This window comes from Roseibium sp. R5 (assembly GCF_055755305.1).
On sequence record NZ_CM146910.1, the window covers coordinates 1,444,387 to 1,463,786 of the forward strand.

The 19,400-nt window shown below is 54.7% G+C and carries 16 protein-coding genes; 9 read left to right on the forward strand and 7 right to left on the reverse strand.

Annotation, left to right across the window (positions count from 1 at the left end; all coding sequences use genetic code 11):
• Positions 1-51: 51 nt before the first annotated feature.
• Positions 52-4,686: a hypothetical protein gene (locus AC0J4F_RS06705; protein WP_473025784.1), complete on the reverse strand. Its 4,635-nt coding sequence runs from the start codon at positions 4,684-4,686 to the stop codon at positions 52-54.
• A gap of 817 nt (positions 4,687-5,503) precedes the next feature.
• Between AC0J4F_RS06705 and AC0J4F_RS06710 the strand changes: the two genes are divergently transcribed.
• The 5 genes from AC0J4F_RS06710 (at position 5,504) to AC0J4F_RS06730 (ending at position 9,053) form a co-directional block, all read left to right on the forward strand.
• Positions 5,504-7,024 carry a M10 family metallopeptidase C-terminal domain-containing protein gene (locus tag AC0J4F_RS06710; protein ID WP_473025785.1) on the forward strand — a complete coding sequence of 507 codons (1,521 nt, stop codon included), beginning with the start codon at positions 5,504-5,506 and terminating at the stop codon, positions 7,022-7,024.
• A 151-nt stretch (positions 7,025-7,175) separates the two neighbouring features.
• A complete protein-coding gene (locus AC0J4F_RS06715) occupies positions 7,176-7,754 on the forward strand; it encodes a YqaA family protein (protein ID WP_133952459.1) in 579 nt (192 codons plus the stop codon).
• Positions 7,755-7,768: 14 nt separating this feature from the next.
• A complete protein-coding gene (locus AC0J4F_RS06720; RefSeq protein ID WP_473025786.1) occupies positions 7,769-8,293 on the forward strand; it encodes a disulfide bond formation protein B in 525 nt (174 codons plus the stop codon).
• Positions 8,290-8,547 (forward strand): hypothetical protein, encoded by a 258-nt coding sequence (locus AC0J4F_RS06725; protein WP_133952454.1) that lies wholly within the window; start codon positions 8,290-8,292, stop codon positions 8,545-8,547. Before AC0J4F_RS06720 ends, AC0J4F_RS06725 begins: the two co-directional genes overlap by 4 nt.
• 71 nt (positions 8,548-8,618) lie before the next feature.
• Entirely contained in the window at positions 8,619-9,053 is a 435-nt protein-coding gene (locus tag AC0J4F_RS06730; RefSeq protein WP_133952452.1) for a metallopeptidase family protein, read from the forward strand.
• 37 nt (positions 9,054-9,090) lie between these two features.
• Here the strand turns inward: AC0J4F_RS06730 and ppa are convergent, their stop codons facing one another.
• A complete protein-coding gene (gene ppa / locus AC0J4F_RS06735; protein ID WP_133952449.1) occupies positions 9,091-9,630 on the reverse strand; it encodes an inorganic diphosphatase in 540 nt (179 codons plus the stop codon).
• Between the two features lie 152 nt (positions 9,631-9,782).
• Entirely contained in the window at positions 9,783-10,301 is a 519-nt protein-coding gene (locus AC0J4F_RS06740; RefSeq protein ID WP_133952447.1) for a GNAT family N-acetyltransferase, read from the reverse strand.
• Between the two features lie 517 nt (positions 10,302-10,818).
• Here AC0J4F_RS06740 and AC0J4F_RS06745 point away from each other — a divergent pair.
• Positions 10,819-11,208, forward strand: coding sequence for a DUF2794 domain-containing protein (locus AC0J4F_RS06745; RefSeq protein WP_133952445.1), 390 nt, complete (start codon positions 10,819-10,821; stop codon positions 11,206-11,208).
• Between the two features lie 172 nt (positions 11,209-11,380).
• Here AC0J4F_RS06745 and AC0J4F_RS06750 read toward each other — a convergent pair whose 3' ends face one another.
• The 4 genes from AC0J4F_RS06750 to AC0J4F_RS06765 all read right to left on the reverse strand — a co-directional run bounded on the left by AC0J4F_RS06750 (position 11,381) and on the right by AC0J4F_RS06765 (position 16,528).
• On the reverse strand, positions 11,381-12,145 hold the full coding sequence (locus tag AC0J4F_RS06750) for a Bax inhibitor-1/YccA family protein (protein WP_473025787.1): 765 nt from the start codon (positions 12,143-12,145) through the stop codon (positions 11,381-11,383).
• Positions 12,146-12,314: 169 nt separating this feature from the next.
• On the reverse strand, positions 12,315-13,133 hold the full coding sequence (locus AC0J4F_RS06755; protein WP_473025788.1) for a hypothetical protein: 819 nt from the start codon (positions 13,131-13,133) through the stop codon (positions 12,315-12,317).
• Positions 13,134-13,232: 99 nt separating this feature from the next.
• Complete coding sequence (locus AC0J4F_RS06760; RefSeq protein WP_473025789.1) at positions 13,233-15,815, reverse strand: ABC transporter permease; 2,583 nt, start codon at positions 15,813-15,815, stop codon at positions 13,233-13,235.
• Complete coding sequence (locus AC0J4F_RS06765; RefSeq protein ID WP_473025790.1) at positions 15,812-16,528, reverse strand: ABC transporter ATP-binding protein; 717 nt, start codon at positions 16,526-16,528, stop codon at positions 15,812-15,814. Before AC0J4F_RS06765 ends, AC0J4F_RS06760 begins: the two co-directional genes overlap by 4 nt.
• A 147-nt stretch (positions 16,529-16,675) precedes the next feature.
• Between AC0J4F_RS06765 and AC0J4F_RS06770 the strand changes: the two genes are divergently transcribed.
• The 3 genes from AC0J4F_RS06770 (at position 16,676) to thpR (ending at position 19,114) form a co-directional block, all read left to right on the forward strand.
• Entirely contained in the window at positions 16,676-17,281 is a 606-nt protein-coding gene (locus AC0J4F_RS06770; RefSeq protein WP_209002623.1) for an arylesterase, read from the forward strand.
• Positions 17,282-17,339: 58 nt separating this feature from the next.
• Entirely contained in the window at positions 17,340-18,392 is a 1,053-nt protein-coding gene (locus AC0J4F_RS06775) for an aldo/keto reductase (protein WP_473025791.1), read from the forward strand.
• A 185-nt stretch (positions 18,393-18,577) separates the two neighbouring features.
• Positions 18,578-19,114, forward strand: coding sequence for an RNA 2',3'-cyclic phosphodiesterase (gene thpR, locus AC0J4F_RS06780; protein WP_133952435.1), 537 nt, complete (start codon positions 18,578-18,580; stop codon positions 19,112-19,114).
• The last annotated feature ends 286 nt before the right edge of the window (positions 19,115-19,400 follow it).

The following is a 19,400-nucleotide window of genomic DNA, read 5'->3' on the forward strand; positions in this document are numbered from 1 at the left end:
GAAAAGGCCGGGCTGTGCCCGGCCTTTCCTGTTCGCGGTGCCAGCGATCTATCAGAGGATAGATGTTCCATCACTGAACCTCAGTTGTTCGATACCGATAAGTGTATCGCTGCCTTCATCACCTACTGTGTCCGTGATGGTGAAACTTCCATCGCCGTTGTTCAGGACCAGGTAATTTGCTTCAGCACCGGAGTAAACCGCTGTGTCTGTTCCTGCGCCGCCAACAATGATGTCATTGCCACCGTTGCCAAAGAACAGATCATTCTGATCAGTCGCAAACGCTGTGAAGTCATCGGCAGTTTCCGTTCCGCGGAGCTGTAAGCCGGCATCGGTATTGAACGTATTGCCAGATAGGTTGAGCTTCGAGAAATCGATGGTGTCGGGCAGTGCACCAAAACCAGGGCCGGTGATCCAGATGGAGTCCGTATTGGTCGAGCTGCCAGTTATAGTATTGTTAGCAATTTCAATACCGGTTGATACGTTGCTACCATCGCCAGTTTGTCCGCCGATATTGCCGTTGATGAGCTCGTTTCCATCGATGGTAACATCGTCCAGGCCGGAGATCCGGATCAGAGACCGGTCTAGGCCGGTTGTGTCGATCCCGTCGTCGGTCCGGTCAATGGAGCTGTTTTGTACAGTCGCATCTTCGCCCTGCAGAACGATACCGAACAAGTATTCGCCTGCCGTATTCCGGCCGAGGTCCACATCCAGGTTCTGCAGTGTCGCGTTGGCGCCTGTCACTGTGATGAGGTTGTCTTCTGGGCCAGAAACAGCACCGGCCGGTGCGAATTGAACGCCATCGATCGTTACATTGTCGGCACTGACTTCGATACGTCCTGTTACGTTGCTTTCCGCTCCACGAACACCGTCAGCTGCGATGCCGACATTGGCACCTTCAATGGTAACGGACTTGTTGATGTTGAGGTCTTCGTTCCAGGTCACGCCGGCTGCGAGAACAATCGTATCTCCAGCTTCGGCCGCATCGATGGCCGCCTGCACGGAAAGGCCGTTAAAGACATAGAACTTGCCGTCGGGACCCTTGACTGCCGATGCAGAATTGTCCGGATCTGTGGCTTCATTTAGCGCAATCCCGAAAGCAAGAGCCTCGGCATCAGTGGCGAAATAGAAGACAAACGCTTCCCCGCCCGCCCGGAAGTCAGAGTTTAGAACCTGCCAATTTCCAGTGTTGACCGCATTGAAGTTGATCGTTCCAATTTCAGCACCTGTCGGGCCGGTTTGCGAATAGATCTTCGTGTCTTCCGCCGCAGTATAAGTGCCCTGGAAAGTGATGTTGTTTGGGGTCTGATCGTAGAAGTTCTGATAGCTGTAGATCGCGACAGACCCCCAGGTGTTGCCTGTGGTCGTGATGTCTTCCAAAACGATATTGGCAGAGTCGGTCAACGAAATTCCGTTGCCGCCGGTGCTCTGTCCATCGGCAGTCACGTTCTTCAGCGTTGCACCGTCAACACCGTTAAAGTCGATTTCGGTGCGCAGTGAACCTTGCACCGTGACATCTTCAAGGGTGAAGTTGAGAAGGCGATCGCTTGCGTCCCCGGTGTCCGGCTGGACCTTGATGCCATAGTTATCGCCAGCTCCGCCAGCGCCGGCTACCCCGGGCCCGTTGATGGTCAGATCTTGAATAGTGACATTATCGGCTTCAACAAGAACGCCGTAACTCTCAAGTGCACTCGCATCAATAACCGTTTGGCCTTCGCCAGCGCCGGTAATGGTAACTTGCTTGTTCACGTTGAGTGTCGAAGGAAGAACAAACGTCCCCGCTGCGACTTCGATAGTTGCACCTTCCGGGGCGGCGTCGATTGCAGCCTGAATGTTATCGTAGTCTGCGCCTGTCGGGGCGACCGTAATCACCACCGTTACATCAATCGCCACTGGAACCGCAGTGTCTGCAAACCGTAGGAATTCGATACCGGTCAAAGTATCTGTGCCATCGGAACCGCCGTTCAGATGTTCAACCGTATAGCTGCCATCTAGATTCTTTGTGACTCTGTAATCCGCCTGGTTGCCAGAATAAGAAGCGGTATCAGTACCGCCGTCGCCGCGAAGATCATCATCTCCGCCGCCGCCAACGAAGAAGTCGCTGCCATCCTTGCCGATCAACAGATCGTTCTTGTCCGTGGCATAGCTGGAGAAGGTGTCGCCTTGATCCGAACCTTGGACCTGAATGCCTTCATCACCAGTGAAGGTGTTGCCAGACAAATCCAGGCCGGCTGCAGGTAGAGTACCAGCATTCACAACCCAAATAGCCTCGACGTTGGTGGAGCTTGGTGTGATCGTATTGTTGGTAATGTCGACATCCGTCGGCGCACCACCCAGCGACGCACCGATATTGCCGTTGATGAGCTCGTTTCCATCGATGGTGACATCGTCCAGGCCGGAGATCCGGATCAGAGACCGGTCTAGGCCGGTTGTGTCGATCCCGTCGTCGGTCCGGTCAATGGAGCTGTTTTGTACAGTCGCATCTTCGCCCTGCAGAACGATACCGAACAAGTATTCGCCTGCCGTATTCCGGCCGAGGTCCACATCCAGGTTCTGCAGTGTCGCGTTGGCGCCTGTCACTGTGATGAGGTTGTCTTCTGGGCCAGAAACAGCACCGGCCGGTGCGAATTGAACGCCATCGATCGTTACATTGTCGGCACTGACTTCGATACGTCCTGTTACGTTGCTTTCCGCTCCACGAACACCGTCAGCTGCGATGCCGACATTGGCACCTTCAATGGTAACGGACTTGTTGATGTTGAGGTCTTCGTTCCAGGTCACGCCGGCTGCGAGAACAATCGTATCTCCAGCTTCGGCCGCATCGATGGCCGCCTGCACGGAAAGGCCGTTAAAGACATAGAACTTGCCGTCGGGACCCTTGACTGCCGACGCAGAATTGTCCGGATCTGTGGCTTCATTTAGCGCAATCCCGAAAGCAAGAGCCTCGGCATCAGTGGCGAAATAGAAGACAAACGCTTCCCCGCCCGCCCGGAAGTCAGAGTTTAGAACCTGCCAATTTCCAGTGTTGACCGCATTGAAGTTGATCGTTCCAATTTCAGCACCTGTCGGGCCGGTTTGCGAATAGATCTTCGTGTCTTCCGCCGCAGTATAAGTGCCCTGGAAAGTGATGTTGTTTGGGGTCTGATCGTAGAAGTTCTGATAGCTGTAGATCGCGACAGACCCCCAGGTGTTGCCTGTGGTCGTGATGTCTTCCAAAACGATATTGGCAGAGTCGGTCAACGAAATTCCGTTGCCGCCGGTGCTCTGTCCATCGGCAGTCACGTTCTTCAGCGTTGCACCGTCAACACCGTTAAAGTCGATTTCGGTGCGCAGTGAACCTTGCACCGTGACATCTTCAAGGGTGAAGTTGAGAAGGCGATCGCTTGCGTCCCCGGTGTCCGGCTGGACCTTGATGCCATAGTTATCGCCAGCTCCGCCAGCGCCGGCTACCCCGGGCCCGTTGATGGTCAGATCTTGAATAGTGACATTATCGGCTTCAACAAGAACGCCGTAACTCTCAAGTGCACTCGCATCAATAACCGTTTGGCCTTCGCCAGCGCCGGTAATGGTAACTTGCTTGTTCACGTTGAGTGTCGAAGGAAGAACAAACGTTTCTCCGTCCAGCAAGAGTTCGTCACCATCAACCGCGGCATCGATAGCGTCCTGGATGGAGGTGTATTTTTCCCCAGTCCGGACATTTTTCACTGCCACATCTTCTACGGTGACTTCGATGTCCTGTGTTGCAGTGTTGCCGGAGACGTCTGTGGCAGTTACCTGGACCAGATACTCATTGGAAGCACCGCCCACATCGGTCGGATTCTCAAAGTCAGGTGCAGTGTTAAAGCTCAGTACGCCTGTCGTGTCGTCAATGGTAAAGGCGGCCGCGTCTTCGCCGCCGGTGATCGTGTACGTGACAGCTGCGTTGTCCGTTGCCACAACAGTGGCGACAGTTGTTGTGTTTTCATCGACGCTAAATGTATCATCAGACGTGAAAACGGGATCGGTCGTGTCTACAGGAGCGCCGCCGCCTCCGCCGCCTCCGCCGCCGCCGCCACCACCTGGAGCGCCTGGCGCATCCGGGTCTGCAGGGGAGTCGTCCGGGTTGTCGGCCGGCGTGCCGTCATTGCCGGGCTGATCGAGCGTCTCGCCAGCCAGATTTTGAGCACCTTCCCGGCCCTCATCAAAGCCGAAAAGCAACCAGTGCTGATAGCCGCTTGAGAGGTCTCCGTTGCCAATCGCTGCGGCAACATCTGGGTTTGCGCCGAGATACGCGGATTCATCAAAGCCTTCGCCAATTTGGGAAGCGACAGATGCGTTCGGAGCACGGCCTTCAGCAGCGCCATTGTTGATGAAGTGCAGGAATGGGCTGATGCCCGAAGCGGCAACATCCGGATTTTGCGCCAGATAGTAAGCCGGGTCGAAAATCGCGTTCGGAGCGCGGCCTTCCGCTTCGCCAAACTGAGTAAAGTGGTCAAACGGGTTAATGCCTGCCGCAGCAACGTCGGGGTTTTGTTCCAAATAAAACGATGTATCGAAGTACGGGTTTGGATCCCGTCCCTCAGAAAAGCCAAATAGATTGTAGTGCTCTTCCGCGCTCCCAATCAAACCTGCTTCAATTGCAGCTGCAACGTCTGGATTTTGAGACAGATAATATGCGGAATCAAAAGAAGTGTTAACAGAAAAAGCCATGATAACCCCTTACTAGCTTTCGCTTACTCGTAAAACTTTTCGTCAATGCGTGATGGTTGCGGTCGCCTGAAAATAAATTTTTTATTAAAATTATCAATATATTTATTAACACGGTAATTATTGTTAATTTGATGTAAGAAAATAAATATCTGAAATTATTGACAAAAATTACTGTCTTCACGTAAATTAATTTACTGTAAAGGTTAACAGCAAGCAACTTTTACGCGCAAATCAGAAAGAAATAAGCCCGATTATGTCACTAGTGACAATAATCGCGCGCTGCTTGAAGTGTTCATCAAAATACTAAGTTTTCTTCTGTAGTTTATTAGCCGGAGAATAAGTAGCCATCCTTGGTTGTCGGAACTGGCTGCCGGCAATCATCTCATTGATTTCGAAAGATTGGACAAAGTGCCAAGCACTGAAATCCTTGGCCCCTGTGATGCGAATGTCCCGTTGAAGAAAAAAGCTTTGTTTTTTTGTTTGATGTAGCAACCGGGCCCTGTCGAACCCAACCATCCCGTCTACCAGTAAATATCCCATCACGCTCGCGCTGGCCGCCACTGGAGTTTGGCGGTCAGGGTTGTGCTTATGCCTAAGCAATTGTTAATGTAAATAACGAAATTTTAGTATTAATTTCAAGTTAATTGCATGTTCAAAAAATATTAATGACGTTCCAACAAACAAAAAATACTAAGAATTCGATTCAATAATTTTTACCAAGTGCCGCGCATACTGCCCTCACAAGCAAATAACAAACTAATGCGTCAAACAATCAAATAAACAGGGGCGGTGTATTCATTTCACCGAATGAAAACCTATGTGCGGACTTTGTCACAGTGCTCTTTGTGACGGGATTGAGCATGCCCAAGACGGTACATTTGCCGCCGCTGCAGCATCGGGTCCCGGTGGCACCACTTCCCTCAACTATATCATCGGGCAGTTGAACCGCGGCGATTACAGCTGGGGCGGTATTGCTGTTGTGACCTATTCTTTCGCCAAGGTACTTCCAAGTTATGCGAAGGGCCTGGACGAGTACGACGGGTTCAATAGTTTCAACAGCCAGCAGATGGACATGGCGCGGCTAGCCCTGAAGGCATGGTCTGATGTTGCCGACATAACCTTTCAGGAAAGCAATTCGTATTTCGCGCCGATCCGGTTTGCCAACTCCGATACGTTGGCGGACTATTCGGCGGCCCATGCCTACCTTCCGGGATTTTCCTCTTGGGCCGGTGATGTCTGGGTGAACAGTGACTACGCTTATAATACGGCTCCGGAAATCGGGAATTATGGCTACAAAGTCCTGGTTCACGAGATCGGCCACGCGATCGGCCAGCCACACCCGGGTGACTACAACGCCAGCGGCGGAAAGCTGAGCTATCAAAACAACGCCGCCTATGCCGAAGACAGTGCTCAATATTCGATCATGTCATATTGGGATGAGAGCCATACCGGTGCTGATTTCGGAGATGCTTTTGCCCAGACCCCGATGCTTCACGATATTCTGGCTATCCAGGCAAAGTACGGCGTGAACATGTCGACGCGGACTGATGACACGGTTTACGGGTTTAACTCCAACACAGAGTCACCGATCTATGATTTCAGTCAGAACACAGCGCCGGTCTTTTCGATCTGGGACGCAGGTGGAATAGATACGATCGATTTCTCTGGCTATTTCGTCGATACGGTCATCAATCTGAATGAAGGTGGTTTCTCAAGCGCTGCCGGCCTCACAAACAACATCTCGATCGCCTATGGCGCTGTCATTGAAAACGCAATCGGTGGCGCGGGAGATGATGTCGTTATCGGCAATCAGTGGGACAATCTGGTCGACGCCGGCGCTGGAAGTGACGTGTTCGTCCTTAACCAAAGTCGTTCGTCAGCAGACACCTACGTCTTTGACAATGGCGAGACGATTGTCTTTAGCGATCACGGCACAGACCGGCTGACCAATGTCGAAATCATTTTTTATGCCGACGCTGAACTCGATGTCATCGCGCAAACGCAGGTGTCTATCCTAGAGTATGCAGCGAGTTATGAGGATGTCGAAGAGGCATTCGGCACGGATGAAGAGGCACTCTTTGACCACTTTGTCGAGTTCGGTTTGACCGAAGGCCGGACGATCGATTTCTCCGCGCTTGATTACATTGCCTCGCATGAGGATTTGATCGAGGTCTTCGGGGCAGATGCTGAAGCGGGCGCCCGGCATTACATTGAGTTCGGCCGCGCTGAAAACCGGGAAATCACCTTTGACAGCGCGGCGTTCCTGGAGGCAAACCCCGAGTTGGTTCCGCTTCAGGGACAGGAGATCAATGCAGCGAAAATGTTCATAGAGCTGTAATCACCAGACGGGTGCCGCGATTGGTATTCGTTGAGATCCGAAACGCAGCTTGCACTATGTCGGTGCTGGTTTGTTTACCCTTGGTTTCGAACCCTTCGCGGGCCGAATTTCGTTAGGTGACTTTTTGCGTTGCAGCAGGTATGGAGGCGTCATGATCAGACGCCTCTATGACTGGACCTTGTCCCTTGCTGCCGGACCGCGCGCACCTACAGCGCTCGGGTCGGTTTCGTTTGTCGAAAGCTCGTTCTTTCCGATCCCGCCGGACATCTTGTTGATCCCGATGGTCATCGCCCGGCGCGAAAAGGCCTGGTGGTATGCGCTGCTGTGCACGCTGACCTCTGTGGCCGGTGGTGTATTCGGCTATTTCATCGGAATGTTCCTGTTCGAACAGGTTGCACAGCCGGTGCTCGCATTCTATGGCAAACTCCACTACGTCGAGGAATTCCGCCATATCTTCGCCGAGTGGGGCTGGTGGTTCGTGTTTATCGCCGGTGTGACCCCGTTTCCCTACAAGGTGATTACAGTTGCCTCCGGGGCTGCAGGCCTAAGCCTGCCAATCTTTATCCTTGCAAGCATTGTCTCCCGGGGGATCCGGTTCTTCATCGTCGCTGGGCTCTTGTATTTCTTTGGCCCGCCGATCAAGGACTTTATCGAAAAACGCCTCGGTCTTATGTTCACCGTGTTCGTCGTGCTTCTGGTCGGCGGTTTCGCCGCGCTGAAGTTAATCTAAGCAAAGAGGATCCGATGTCCGCTGAAAAACTGGCGCAGTCGTTGACACTCCTGCTATTGGCCGGTGGCCTTTTTGTGATTGGAACGGCTTGGGGCTATCAGCTGATTGGCGGTTATGTCCCCTGCAAGCTGTGTTTGGAGCAGCGAATTCCTTATTATGTCGGGTTGCCGATGGCCCTTGTTGCATTGGCTGCCTTGGTGTCCGGTCGCAAAGGGATTGCCGCGATCCTGTTGCTGGCAGTCGCGGCCGTGTTCGCCTATGGAGCTGGCCTCGGGATTTATCAGGCCGGAGCGGAGTGGCAGTTCTGGGATGGCCCGAATGATTGCGGCGGGGGCGCTGCTGCTCCGGCATCCGCTTCCAACATGCTGCAAGCCTTGCAATCGACCCGGGTTGTCAGCTGCACGGAAGCCAGCTGGCGGATGCTGGGCCTGTCTTTTGCCGGTTGGAATGCTGTTGCATCTGCCGGGTTGGCCGGACTTGGGCTTTTTGCTGCCGGAATTTTGAAATTTCGGGTTCCCATGGCAAAGTCACCGGCATGAGCACGTCAAAACACAAGGCCGATCAGGAGAGGCGCGACGAGGCGCTGAGAGCGATCGATCGCGCGCAAGCGGAAAGCGAAACGGTTGTTGGCTCGACCTTTGTTCGCATGGCCGATCGTGCGCGGGACCATATGAGCGCGGCCGATAAGGATGCCGATGACCACATCGAAGTCTGGGGCACGCGCATCGGCCGGTCGCTTGGGTTGATGTTTGCAATTGGTCTGGTGATTTACCTTGCCGTTACCTACCTGTAAGTAATCTTCCAACTGAGTTGGGAGGCTCGCGAAAAAGGAAATACAGCGCTCACTGGAGCCTGGAACAAAATATGGCGTCAATTCATCCAATCAGCCGAAGCCACTGGACCGACCTCAAAGCGCCGGACCTGAAAGACTTTGAGGCAATGGCCAGCGAAACACTGGCCACCATGCCGGATGATCTGTTGCTTCGCTGCGGTAATTTGCAGATCACGCTTGCCGAATACGCACCTGATGATGTTCTCGATGCACTGTCGATCGAAGATCCGCACGATCTGCTTGGATTGTTTGAAGGTGTCGGCTTGGACGAGGGCGAAGAGCTGTCCCATACCGGGCAAATGCCAAATCGTATTTGGCTCTTCCGTCGGCCCATTCTGGATTATTGGGCTGCAATGGACGAAACGCTCGGAGATGTGGTCGCCCATGTGCTTATCCATGAGATCGGTCACCATTTCGGTTTGAGCGATCAGGACATGGAGCGTCTCGAGGCCGCTGCCGACAGGTGATGCAGCGGCGGCAGCCTCAAGGATAGTCAAGCTGCGTTTATTCGGCAGCTTCCGTCTTGGCGCGCTCGATTGATTCCACAATCATGCGTTTTGCAGCTTCTGCGCCTTCAACACCCGTCACTTTCACCCATTTGCCGGGTTCCAGATCCTTGTAGTGCTCGAAAAAGTGCTTGACCTGATCGATCGTGATTTGCGGCAGGTCGGTAATGTCCGAAACATTATCGTAGCGCTTGGTGATCTTGTGGCTCGGAACTGCAATGATCTTCTCATCCTGGCCGGACTCGTCTTCCATCAGGAGAACGCCAATCGGACGGCAGGTCATGATGGCGCCAGGTACAACAGGGCGCTGGTTGACGACAACCACGTCGATCGGATCGCCATCGCCGCAAAGTGTGTGCGGGACGAAGCCGTAGTTCCCCGGATAGCGCATGGGCGTGTAGAGGAAGCGGTCGACATACATCGCGCCTGCTTCTTTATCCATCTCATACTTGATCGGTTCACCGCCAACGGGGACCTCAACAATTACGTTGATGTCTTCCGGCGGGTTTTTGCCAATCGGCACGGCGTCAATACGCATCTGTGAACTCCTGTTGGATCGTTGCGCCGTCTATCGCAATCCGAAGGCAGAAGTTCAAGTCTTTAGTTTTGCATTGCACCTAATTGATTAATGGCCCGGAAGTGGCGCGGGCGTACCAGATCCTCAACTTGGAAAGTATTACGGTGAAGTTGTCAGAGCGTTCGCCTCGGCCAGATGTAGATGAGCAATTCGAGTCGTCTACCGCCGATCCGGTGCCATGATTTCCCGGCGATTTGGCCTCCCACCGCACGATAGAACTCCCGGGCAGGCGTGTTGTCGCTGAGCACCTGGACGGCAAGCCCTGAGCCATGTTGCTCGAGGAATGATGCCCGGATGTCTTCAAAAAGCCTGCGGCCGAATCCCAGGCCCTGATACTCCGGTTTGAGATAAAGTTCGTATATCTCGCCATCCATGCTGGTATTCGTTAGCCGGCACGGGCCAAAGGTGGCATATCCGGCCGGAACATCAGCAACGGATAGGATCTTGATGTTGACGCCGCGCGCCAGAGCTCCGCGCCACCAGTTTTCACCCCGCCTTGAGACCATTCGCTGAAGGTCAAGGCCATGTAACACGCCGCGATAAGCGCCGAGCCAGGCTTCGCTATGGATGCTGGCGAGCGCTTCGCAGTCTGCCGGTCTCGCCGCACGAAGATCAATCAGGTCAAGAGTCATCTTGGGAAAAGAATACTACAAGGCGTCCGCAGGGGAAGCTTGAAACGTTTTCGGTTCGGGAAAACTGCCGGAATTCTTGAGCCTTGCCGCCAAAGGTGTCCGGTAATGAAAAGGGCCGGCGTGTTGCCGGCCCTTCAGTTGCCCTGATGTTTGACTCAAAAAATCTGGTCGCTCTACATTCACCACGGGGGGCTGGGGGGCTATTGCATACCGCGGTGCCCGTAGACCGTTCCCATCAAGGTATGATGCTAATATGGGTGTGCTTTTTGGCTGGCCAAGGGCTGGAATGCGGCGAAAACATGAAAATTTTGGTATTCTTTCTTGAAAAGTTGCCCATGCGTCAGTTTTTGATGTTTTTCGGTCACGATTGATGAATGAAAGCAACAGTTTCTCAGCTTTCTACCGGCCTGCACTTGCAATTCGCGGCGAACCACGACCATCATGACATCCGGATGACATGCGCCAAGCAAATGCTGACGGCAGCGCAAGGTGCAAGGCGGTTCAAGAGGGAGGCGGAATGAGCGAAGCCGATGATAGCGCATCTCAGCACAGCCGGAGCTTGAGCCTCAACGGACCTGGGCATAAAGCTCCTCCCTCCTTACCAGTGGTGTCCTTCAACCGCCGGGAACTCGATGTCATCCTCAGGCTCTATGGCCGCATGGTCGCCGATGGTGAGTGGCGGGACTATGCAATTGATATTCTGAATGACAGGGCTGTTTTCTCAATCTTCCGCCGCGCCTCTGAAATGCCTCTCTATCGTATAGAAAAGGATCCTAAACTTGCGCGGCGGCAGGGTGTATATTCGGTCGTCGCGACTGGTGGCATGATCCTGAAACGTGGCCACGATTTGGCGCAGGTTCTGAGGGTTCTGGAAAAGAAAAAGCATCTTCGGGTCGTCGACGCCTGACACAGGGGCGCACGGATCGAAACCCGGAGCGGTCTTCACTGAACTCGAGGTCGCCGCTGAGCAGTTTTTCACGTCCTGACCATCTGAGATTTGGAAGCGACATCTTTTGTCGGAAGACAACAAAAAGCCCGGCGCAATGGCCGGGCTTTCTACATTTATGATGACTTGCGGATTATTCGCGGTTGCCGAACAGCTGCAGCAGCATCAGGAACATGTTGATGAAGTCGAGGTAGAGACGCAGAGCGCCCATCACGGACTTCTTGGTGGCAACTTCACCGGAGTCGCCCTCGTAGTACATTTCCTTGATCTGCTGTGTGTCGTAGGCAGTCAAGCCAGCGAACACGAGGACACCAATCACGGAAATCGCGAACTGAAGCGCGGAAGATCCGAGGAAGATGTTCACCAGGGAGGCGATCACGATACCGATCAGGCCCATGAACAGGAACGAACCCCAAGCGGACAAGTCCTTCTTCGTGGTGTAGCCGAAGACGCTCAGCGCACCGAAGGACGCAGCTGTAATGAAGAACACGCGCGCGATCGATCCGCCGGTATAGACCATGAAGATCGAGGACAGGGATACACCCATCAGGGCGGAGTAGACGAGGAACATCGTCCGAGCGGTTGACGCGCTCATGGACTGGATCCGGAACGAGAGCCAAAGCACCATGCCGAGCGGCGCCAGCATAACCACCCATTTGAGCGGTGAGGCGAAGATGGCGTTGCCGAGCGGTGTCAAACCTACGATCGAGCCAGCGTCGTTGGTTACGACGGACATCATGTAGGTACCGATGGCAAAGAAACCGGTCAGCGCGAGGCCGAACGTCATGTAGTTGTATACGCCCAGCATGTAGGCGCGCAGGCCCTGATCGATGCCGGCCTCGGCACGAGCGCCGGCAACCGAGTAAGCGCCTTGAGATTGGCGGTCAAAGGTCGACATGGTCTTAAGATTCCCCTTCGTTCAAAACTTGTGCGCGCAGGGAGTCCTGCAGCACAGCTCCCTCAACATATGGGAGAATACGGACCCTAGCACAAGATGACTTTCCTGAAAAAATCGCAATCTTTCTGCTACGGCCCGTATTTCCGGCCCTTATGATTAAGAAGAGTTCTTATTTCATGGCTTTAAGACGGCTTTCGATCTGCCGATCGCAAGTGCCTTGTGGCCAGCGGAAGATTTCTTCTGCCTTGAAATCCATAACTTCTTTTGTGGTGTCGCGCATGACTTCCGGCGTTACGCCCGGCTTGAACCACTGAAGAACGCCATAATCGCCGCCAGCATCCGTGAAAAACGCCAAGGGTTTGCCGTCCTCCATGATCCCGACACGGCCCACGCGAACATCTTCGACGGTCACATTGCGCGCGTTTCCATCAATGGTCAGCTTGGATTTGGTGAGGCGGAGCTTTTTACCGGCAGATTGCGGTGTGCCGGTCCAGGTGCCGCCGGTCAGCCGGCTGCCCTTGTTTTCAACCGAGAGGCAAGAATTCTTATAGTTCGGGATCGACAAGCGGTTTGCGGAAACCTCGATCGGATCTTTGCCCTTTTCGGAGATGGTGTATTTCATCTCATGCTCACCGGTCCGATAAACGCGGATGCCGACCGGCGTGAAACCGCTGTCGCCGATTGAGCGGGTGAAGAAATCAAACTGGTTGGCGTCATTGGTTCCCGCGCGGCGGTAAAGCCAGCGCTTAGGCAGGCCGTCTTCCCAAACCAGCCAGTCGCTGACAACGAGGCCGCGCTTGCCAGCAGGATCATTCAGCTGCCAAACGCCTGTGTGAAACGGGCTTTCAGCTTGAGCGGCCGGCACGGCAGACAGCATGGTCAAAGCTGTGATCGAAGCCGCTAGGGTGGTCTTAAACATGGATTTCAAACGATAGCCCGGCATTTCGGAGTGCCCCTTTAAGAGATAAATCTCTCTTCCGATATCCAAGATAATCGCATGACGCAAGGCGCACCGGTCATGAACCGGCGCACATTTGCGGTCAGTTTGATGAAATTTTTCTGACGGTTAACACCGTCTTTGGCCGTATCAGAGGTTTCTAAGAACCGGTGCAGGTTTTTCGCCAAGAACGCGCCAGGTTCCGATCAGGCCGAACCCGACAGTCAGGACAAGCGCGATTAGGGCAGCACTGAACGCCGTGACCGGCAGCAGCGTAAAGGTTCCACCCATGATCGCAGTGATGACATACCAGGCTGCAATGCCTCCCGCCAAAACGGCAAACACGGCTGTGACAAGGCCAAGGATCGCATATTCGAGGCCATAGGCCAGAATCAGCCGCGTTCGTGTGGCGCCAATGGTCTTCAAGATGACGGCGTCATAGATCCGGCTCCGATGCCCGGCGGCGAGTGCGCCTGCCAAGACAAGAATGCTGGCAATCAGCGTGATGGAGGAGGCGCCGCGGATCGCCCATGCGAGCTGAGCCACGATGTTGTTCACCTGGGAGATCGCATCTTTCACGCGGACGCTGGTGACGGTCGGAAAGCTGCTGGAGACGGTCTTCAACAAGGCCAACTCGGTGTCTGTCTGGACGTTATCATCCCAGCCAAGGGTCATCAGATGCGCATGCGGCGCCCCGGCAAATGTGTTTGGCGAGAACACCATGACAAAGTTGATGCCAAGCGACTGCCATTCCACGTCCCGCGTATTCGCAATCTCTGCGGAGATTTCGCGGCCAAGAACGTTCACAGAAACGGTGTCGCCAATCTTGAGGCCGAGGTCTGTTGCAGCCTCCGCGTCAAAGGAGACCAGTGGAGGCCCGGAATAGTCCTGCGGCCACCATTCACCGGTCGCCAGTTCCGAGTTCGGCGGGAGCGTAGCTTCATAAGTGATGCCGCGGTCGCCGCGCAGAACCCAGTCGGACCCTTCTTGGGCGGGCACGAAATCATCGCTGCTGATGCCGTTGAGGCTAACAATCCGGCCACGCAACATCGGCACACTTTGAAGGTCCGCGTTCGGCGCTTCTTCGTGTAAAAGGGTTTCAAACGCGTCCCGCTCCTGGCTTTGAATGTCGACAAAGAAGAAGCTTGGCGCTTCACCTGCGATGGTCGCGGTGAGCTCCCGGCGAAGGTTTCCGTCGATCAGGGTCAGTGCGACAAGCAGAGAGAGACCGAGACCGAGAGACAGAACGACGGACGGCGTCAGGGCACCAGGGCGGTGAATGTTGGCGATTGCCAGCCGCAGCTCGGTGGAGCGGACCGGAGGCAGGCGTTTGGCGAGCCACATGATGATCCGCGCCACAACCACCAAAAGCACAAAAGCCCCGGCGGACGCTGCGATATAGATCGTGGCGATCCGCTTGTCATAGGCCAGCAGTATGGCGATGGACGCAAGGACGACCACGGTGAGAGCCGTGGCGAACAAATAGCGTTTGCGGGGCCATTTGGAGCCCGCCGCAACAATATCTCGGAACAGGGCGGTGGGTGGAACGTCATGAGCCCGGCCAAGCGGCCAAAGCGCGAAAGCCAGCGCGGTCAAAAGACCATAGACGAGGCCCAGGCCCAGTTCGCTTGGATAGATGCCGACCGCAAGTTTGACCGGAAGAACATTGGAAAGCGCAGCACCAGCGGCAAACGGGATCATTGCTCCTATGACCAGCCCGATGCCAATCCCGATCAGGGCAAGCGCCAGCATCTGAACCAGATAAATCTGGAAGACGAAACCGCCAGTTGCGCCCAGGCACTTGAAGCTTGCAATGACTTCCCGCTTCGTTTCCAGGAAGGCCCGGACCGCATTGGCAACGCCAACGCCGCCCACAACAAGAGCTGTGAGACCAACAAGCGTCAGAAATTGTGCAAACCGGTCGATGCTGCGCTGAAGGCCGGGAGATGCGTTGGCTCTGGAGCGCACCCGCCAACCGGCATCAGCTTCGGTTTGTTCCGCTTCTTCCTCGATCTGTTTGAGCTCGCCGATGCTCGGCGCGGGATCCATACGCACCCGGTAATGCCAGCGGACCAAACTGCCCGGCTGAACGAGACCAGTTGCGCCGATGGCCTCGGTGGAGATCATCAGCCGGGGGCCGAACTCCATCCCGCCTGCGAGTTTATCGGGCTCAGTTTCAATGACGTCTGTGATTTCAACACTCGTGCGGCCAAGCTCAAGTGTGTCACCAACTTCAACATCAAGACGGGCCAGCAGGGCTAGTTCGGTCACAGCTCCCCAGCGACCGTTACGCTGTTCCAGTGCGTCCACAAGGCTTTGCCCTGATTGCAGCTCGAGTGCGCCATAGAGCGGATAAACATCATCGACCGCCTTAAGCTCTACAAGCGCCTGGTCTGCCGTGTCTGCGCGCCGGGCCATTGCGCGCAATGTCGCGACTTCCGAAACTGCACCGAGACTGTCGATGTAGCTCCGCTCGTCCTCATTCACTTGACGATGAACCAGACGGAAGGACAGATCGCCGCCCAAAATGGCTTGGCCTTCCTGGGAGATCCCTTCGGTCAAGGCTCTGGAAACCGAGGTCACACCGGAAATCGCGGCAACCCCAAGCGCGATACAGGCAATGAAAATGTAAAAGCCCTTCAAGCCACCGCGCAGTTCGCGCAGGGCAAACCGGAGGGCGAGGCGGAAGGTCTGGTTGTTGCGGCCAAGCTCGCCGGACACAAATCCGCTCATGCGGACACCTGTTCTTGTGTTGCGGCCAGATTTTGGGTGGTTTCTTCTATTTCGCCCGAGCGGACGCGGATGACCCGGTCACATTTTTCGGCAAGGGCCGGATCGTGCGTAACAAGAACCAGCGTGGTTTTGCGGTCGCGCTGCGCTAAGAACATCAGGTCGACGATCTGTGCGCCGGTGCTTTCGTCCAGGTTCCCTGTCGGCTCATCTGCGATCAGGATTTCCGGCTCCACGACGAGCGCGCGCGCAACGGCGACCCGTTGTTGCTCTCCGCCGGACATCTGTGCCGGATAGTGGTGCATGCGTTTTCCAAGACCAACGGCCTCAAGCTCCGCCTGGGCTTTTTTGAAGGCGTCCGCATCGCCTGCAAGTTCAAGCGGCACTGCGACGTTTTCCAGCGCCGTCATATTCGGGACAAGGTGAAACGACTGAAAGATGATGCCGACATTGCGGCCTCTAAACAGCGCTAGCTGGTCTTCTGAAAGTCCGCCGAGTTCTGATCCGGCAACGACAACGGATCCCTCATCGGCGCGTTCCAGTCCGGCCATCACCATGAGGAGGGTCGATTTACCCGAGCCGGATGGTCCGACCAGGCCAACGGATGTGCTCTTACCGATCTCCAGATCAATACCCTTCAGGATGTGAACCTGTCCGGCCCCTTCTCCAAGGGTCAAGTGGACATTTTTCAGGGCAATGGCTGGTGTCGTCGTCATCTTTGGGCCTTTATAACGGTCATATGTTGGCCGTTCTGGCCATCACATGCCCTCGACAAGTGGTCACTTTGCGACCATATGGGCCTGTTGTGCCAAGTCTTCCAGTCAGGAAAGTGTATTAGAGTGTATCGTTTCTTTCTGTTTTTCATGCTGCCTCTGTTGTGGTTGGGAACCAGCACTGCAAATGCCGCTGATATAAAGCTCGTTGTGCTGGGAGACAGTTTGTCCGCCGGTTATCAGCTGCAGGCCGGGGAAGGCTTTCCGGAACAGCTGCAAAAAGCGCTGGATGCACGCGGGCATTCTGTGGAGGTCGTCAATGCCGGTGTTTCCGGTGACACCTCCTCCGGTGGACTGTCACGGCTCGACTGGTCGGTAGGAACTGACGCTGACGCTGTCATCGTTGAGCTCGGAGCCAATGATGCCTTGCGCGGCATTCAGCCGGACCTGACACGCAACAACCTCACACAAATCGTGAAACGCCTGACCGACAAGGATATTGCGGTGCTTGTTGCGGGTATGCTCGCCCCACGCAATCTTGGCGAGGACTATGCTGCCTCCTTCGACCCGATCTACAAAGACATCGCCGAGGCGCATGGCGCATTGCTCTATCCCTTCTTTCTGGAAGGTGTTGCGCTGAACCCGGATCTCAATCTCGCCGATGGCATTCACCCGAATGCGGAAGGCGTTGGCGTTATTGTTGAAAACATTCTGCCGACAGTCGAAGAGTTGCTGGTACAAGCCTCCAAAAAGTAGCATTCAGGCATCTCTGATCCTGCCGAACACAAATTACCTGTAAACAAGGATATCCCTCATGGAACTGCGCACGCTTGGCCGCACGGATATAAAGGTCAGCGCATTGTGCCTTGGCACAATGACCTATGGCGAACAAAACACGGAAGCCGAAGGTCATGCTCAAATGGATTATGCCCTGGAAAAGGGGATCAATTTTTTCGACACCGCCGAGCTCTATGCAATCCCGCCAAAGAAGGAAACGCAGGGGCGGACGGAACGCATCATCGGCACATGGTTTCGAAAAACCGGAAACCGGGACAAGGTCGTTTTGGCGACCAAGGTTGTCGGCCGGACCGGCATGGATTGGTTCCGCGAGCACGGCAAAGGCGCCAGCCTGACACGTGCGGAAATCGAATTTGCGGTCGATCGGAGCCTGAAAAACCTTCAGACCGACTACATCGACCTTTACCAGATCCACTGGCCGGATCGGAACATGAGCAACTTCGGCGCCAATCCGGCGCGCTGGGCTCCGCCGGAGTTGCATGAAGACGAGAACAGCATCGAAAGCACGCTGGAAGTGATGGCGGACCTGGTGAAAAGCGGCAAGGTCCGCCACATCGGGATCTCCAATGAGAGCTCCTGGGGCACCATGCGCTATGTTGCGGCCTCCGAGCACCTTGGTTTGCCGCGGGTCGCCTCGATCCAGAACACCTATAATCTGGTCAACCGCACTTTCGAAACCGGATTGGCAGAGATCGCGCAACGCGAAAACGTTGGTTTGCTTGGATACTCCGCGCTCGCGCAAGGCTATCTGACGGGCAAGTACAGGAATGGTGCAATGCCGGCCGGCTCCCGCAAAGTGCTGTTTGACCGCCTGCAACGCTATGAGCACCCGCGGTCGATCGAAGCCTATGACGCTTATTTCAATCTGGCAGATGAAGCCGGTCTCGATCCGGCACAAATGGCGATTGCCTTTGCCAAGTCCCGTGACTTCATGACGTCCGTCATTCTTGGGGCAACGCGCATGGATCAGCTGGAGAATGACATTGCTGCCGCCGATGTAACGTTAAGCAGCGACGTCCTTGAGAAGATCGACGCAATTCATCAGGAATTCGGCAACACCGCGCCGTAACTGACGTCACGTTTTCAAAAGAATCAAACTACAGTCTCCCCCTCGAGCCGGGCAAGGAATTGCCCGGTTCGAAATCTCTCTCCACACAAAAACTGCATTGTCTTCAAAGTGTTGGTTTTTTGTCTTGCCAATTTCATCAAGTTGATTCCTGATGGGGATATCAGCGTTTGGCGGAGGGAACACCTATGCCGCGGCTTTTTACAGGCCTTGAGATTCCGTCTGAGACGGCCCTCATGTTGTCCATGCTCCGGGGAGGCCTTCGGGGCGCCCGCTGGATCGATCCGGAAAACTATCACATCACTCTGCGCTTCATTGGCGATATCGATGATCGCACGGCGGATGAAGTGGTTGATGCACTCGACCGGATCCGCCGCGATCCCATTGAGATCAGACTTGATGGCCTTGGGTCCTTCGGCAACGGCAAGCCACACGCGGTCTGGGCCGGTGTGCAGCTGACATCGGCTTTGTCTGAGCTTCAAAGCGAGCAAGAGCGCATCCTGCAACGGCTTCACTTGCCGGCAGAGAGGCGCAAGTACGTGCCTCATGTTACTCTCGCCCGCTGTAAAACATCCAATAATGAAGATGTTGCCAAGTGGTTGTGCGAGCGCGGTAACTTCCAGGCTCCGCCATTTATTGCAGGCCGGTTCGTCTTGTTCTCTGCAAAATCAAGTGTTGGTGGCGGGCCATACTTGGTGGAAGAAGCTTACCCACTGGCAGCTTGAGTGTTTCGCGAAGGTCCGATCTGCGGGTTTGCGGATCTCATGACCAGCGGACGCGCGAGATTCTACCTCGACCCTATGAGGTCGTATCAGTGACGAAGCTTCAGTGGACGCGAATTGTGACCGTCAGACATTTTCCGCTGAGTTTCTGATTGATAATTTGAAATTTTGTTTGCTGGCTTAGTATTTAGCCGTATTTATCATCTCTTGGTTGTATTTCTCAAGGGGATTCAATCGAAATACCTTCAAATTTCCAGTTTTCAGAGATCGGTCGTAAAGGAAAATTAAT

Coding starts and splice junctions, on each gene's coding strand:
- AC0J4F_RS06705 (WP_473025784.1), bottom strand. CDS start 4,686: ATGGCTTTTTCTGTTAACACTTCTTTTGATTCCGCATATTATCTGTCT.
- AC0J4F_RS06710 (WP_473025785.1), top strand. CDS start 5,504: ATGTGCGGACTTTGTCACAGTGCTCTTTGTGACGGGATTGAGCATGCC.
- AC0J4F_RS06715 (WP_133952459.1), top strand. CDS start 7,176: ATGATCAGACGCCTCTATGACTGGACCTTGTCCCTTGCTGCCGGACCG.
- AC0J4F_RS06720 (WP_473025786.1), top strand. CDS start 7,769: ATGTCCGCTGAAAAACTGGCGCAGTCGTTGACACTCCTGCTATTGGCC.
- AC0J4F_RS06725 (WP_133952454.1), top strand. CDS start 8,290: ATGAGCACGTCAAAACACAAGGCCGATCAGGAGAGGCGCGACGAGGCG.
- AC0J4F_RS06730 (WP_133952452.1), top strand. CDS start 8,619: ATGGCGTCAATTCATCCAATCAGCCGAAGCCACTGGACCGACCTCAAA.
- ppa (WP_133952449.1), bottom strand. CDS start 9,630: ATGCGTATTGACGCCGTGCCGATTGGCAAAAACCCGCCGGAAGACATC.
- AC0J4F_RS06740 (WP_133952447.1), bottom strand. CDS start 10,301: ATGACTCTTGACCTGATTGATCTTCGTGCGGCGAGACCGGCAGACTGC.
- AC0J4F_RS06745 (WP_133952445.1), top strand. CDS start 10,819: ATGAGCGAAGCCGATGATAGCGCATCTCAGCACAGCCGGAGCTTGAGC.
- AC0J4F_RS06750 (WP_473025787.1), bottom strand. CDS start 12,145: ATGTCGACCTTTGACCGCCAATCTCAAGGCGCTTACTCGGTTGCCGGC.
- AC0J4F_RS06760 (WP_473025789.1), bottom strand. CDS start 15,815: ATGAGCGGATTTGTGTCCGGCGAGCTTGGCCGCAACAACCAGACCTTC.
- AC0J4F_RS06765 (WP_473025790.1), bottom strand. CDS start 16,528: ATGACGACGACACCAGCCATTGCCCTGAAAAATGTCCACTTGACCCTT.
- AC0J4F_RS06770 (WP_209002623.1), top strand. CDS start 16,676: ATGCTGCCTCTGTTGTGGTTGGGAACCAGCACTGCAAATGCCGCTGAT.
- AC0J4F_RS06775 (WP_473025791.1), top strand. CDS start 17,340: ATGGAACTGCGCACGCTTGGCCGCACGGATATAAAGGTCAGCGCATTG.
- thpR (WP_133952435.1), top strand. CDS start 18,578: ATGCCGCGGCTTTTTACAGGCCTTGAGATTCCGTCTGAGACGGCCCTC.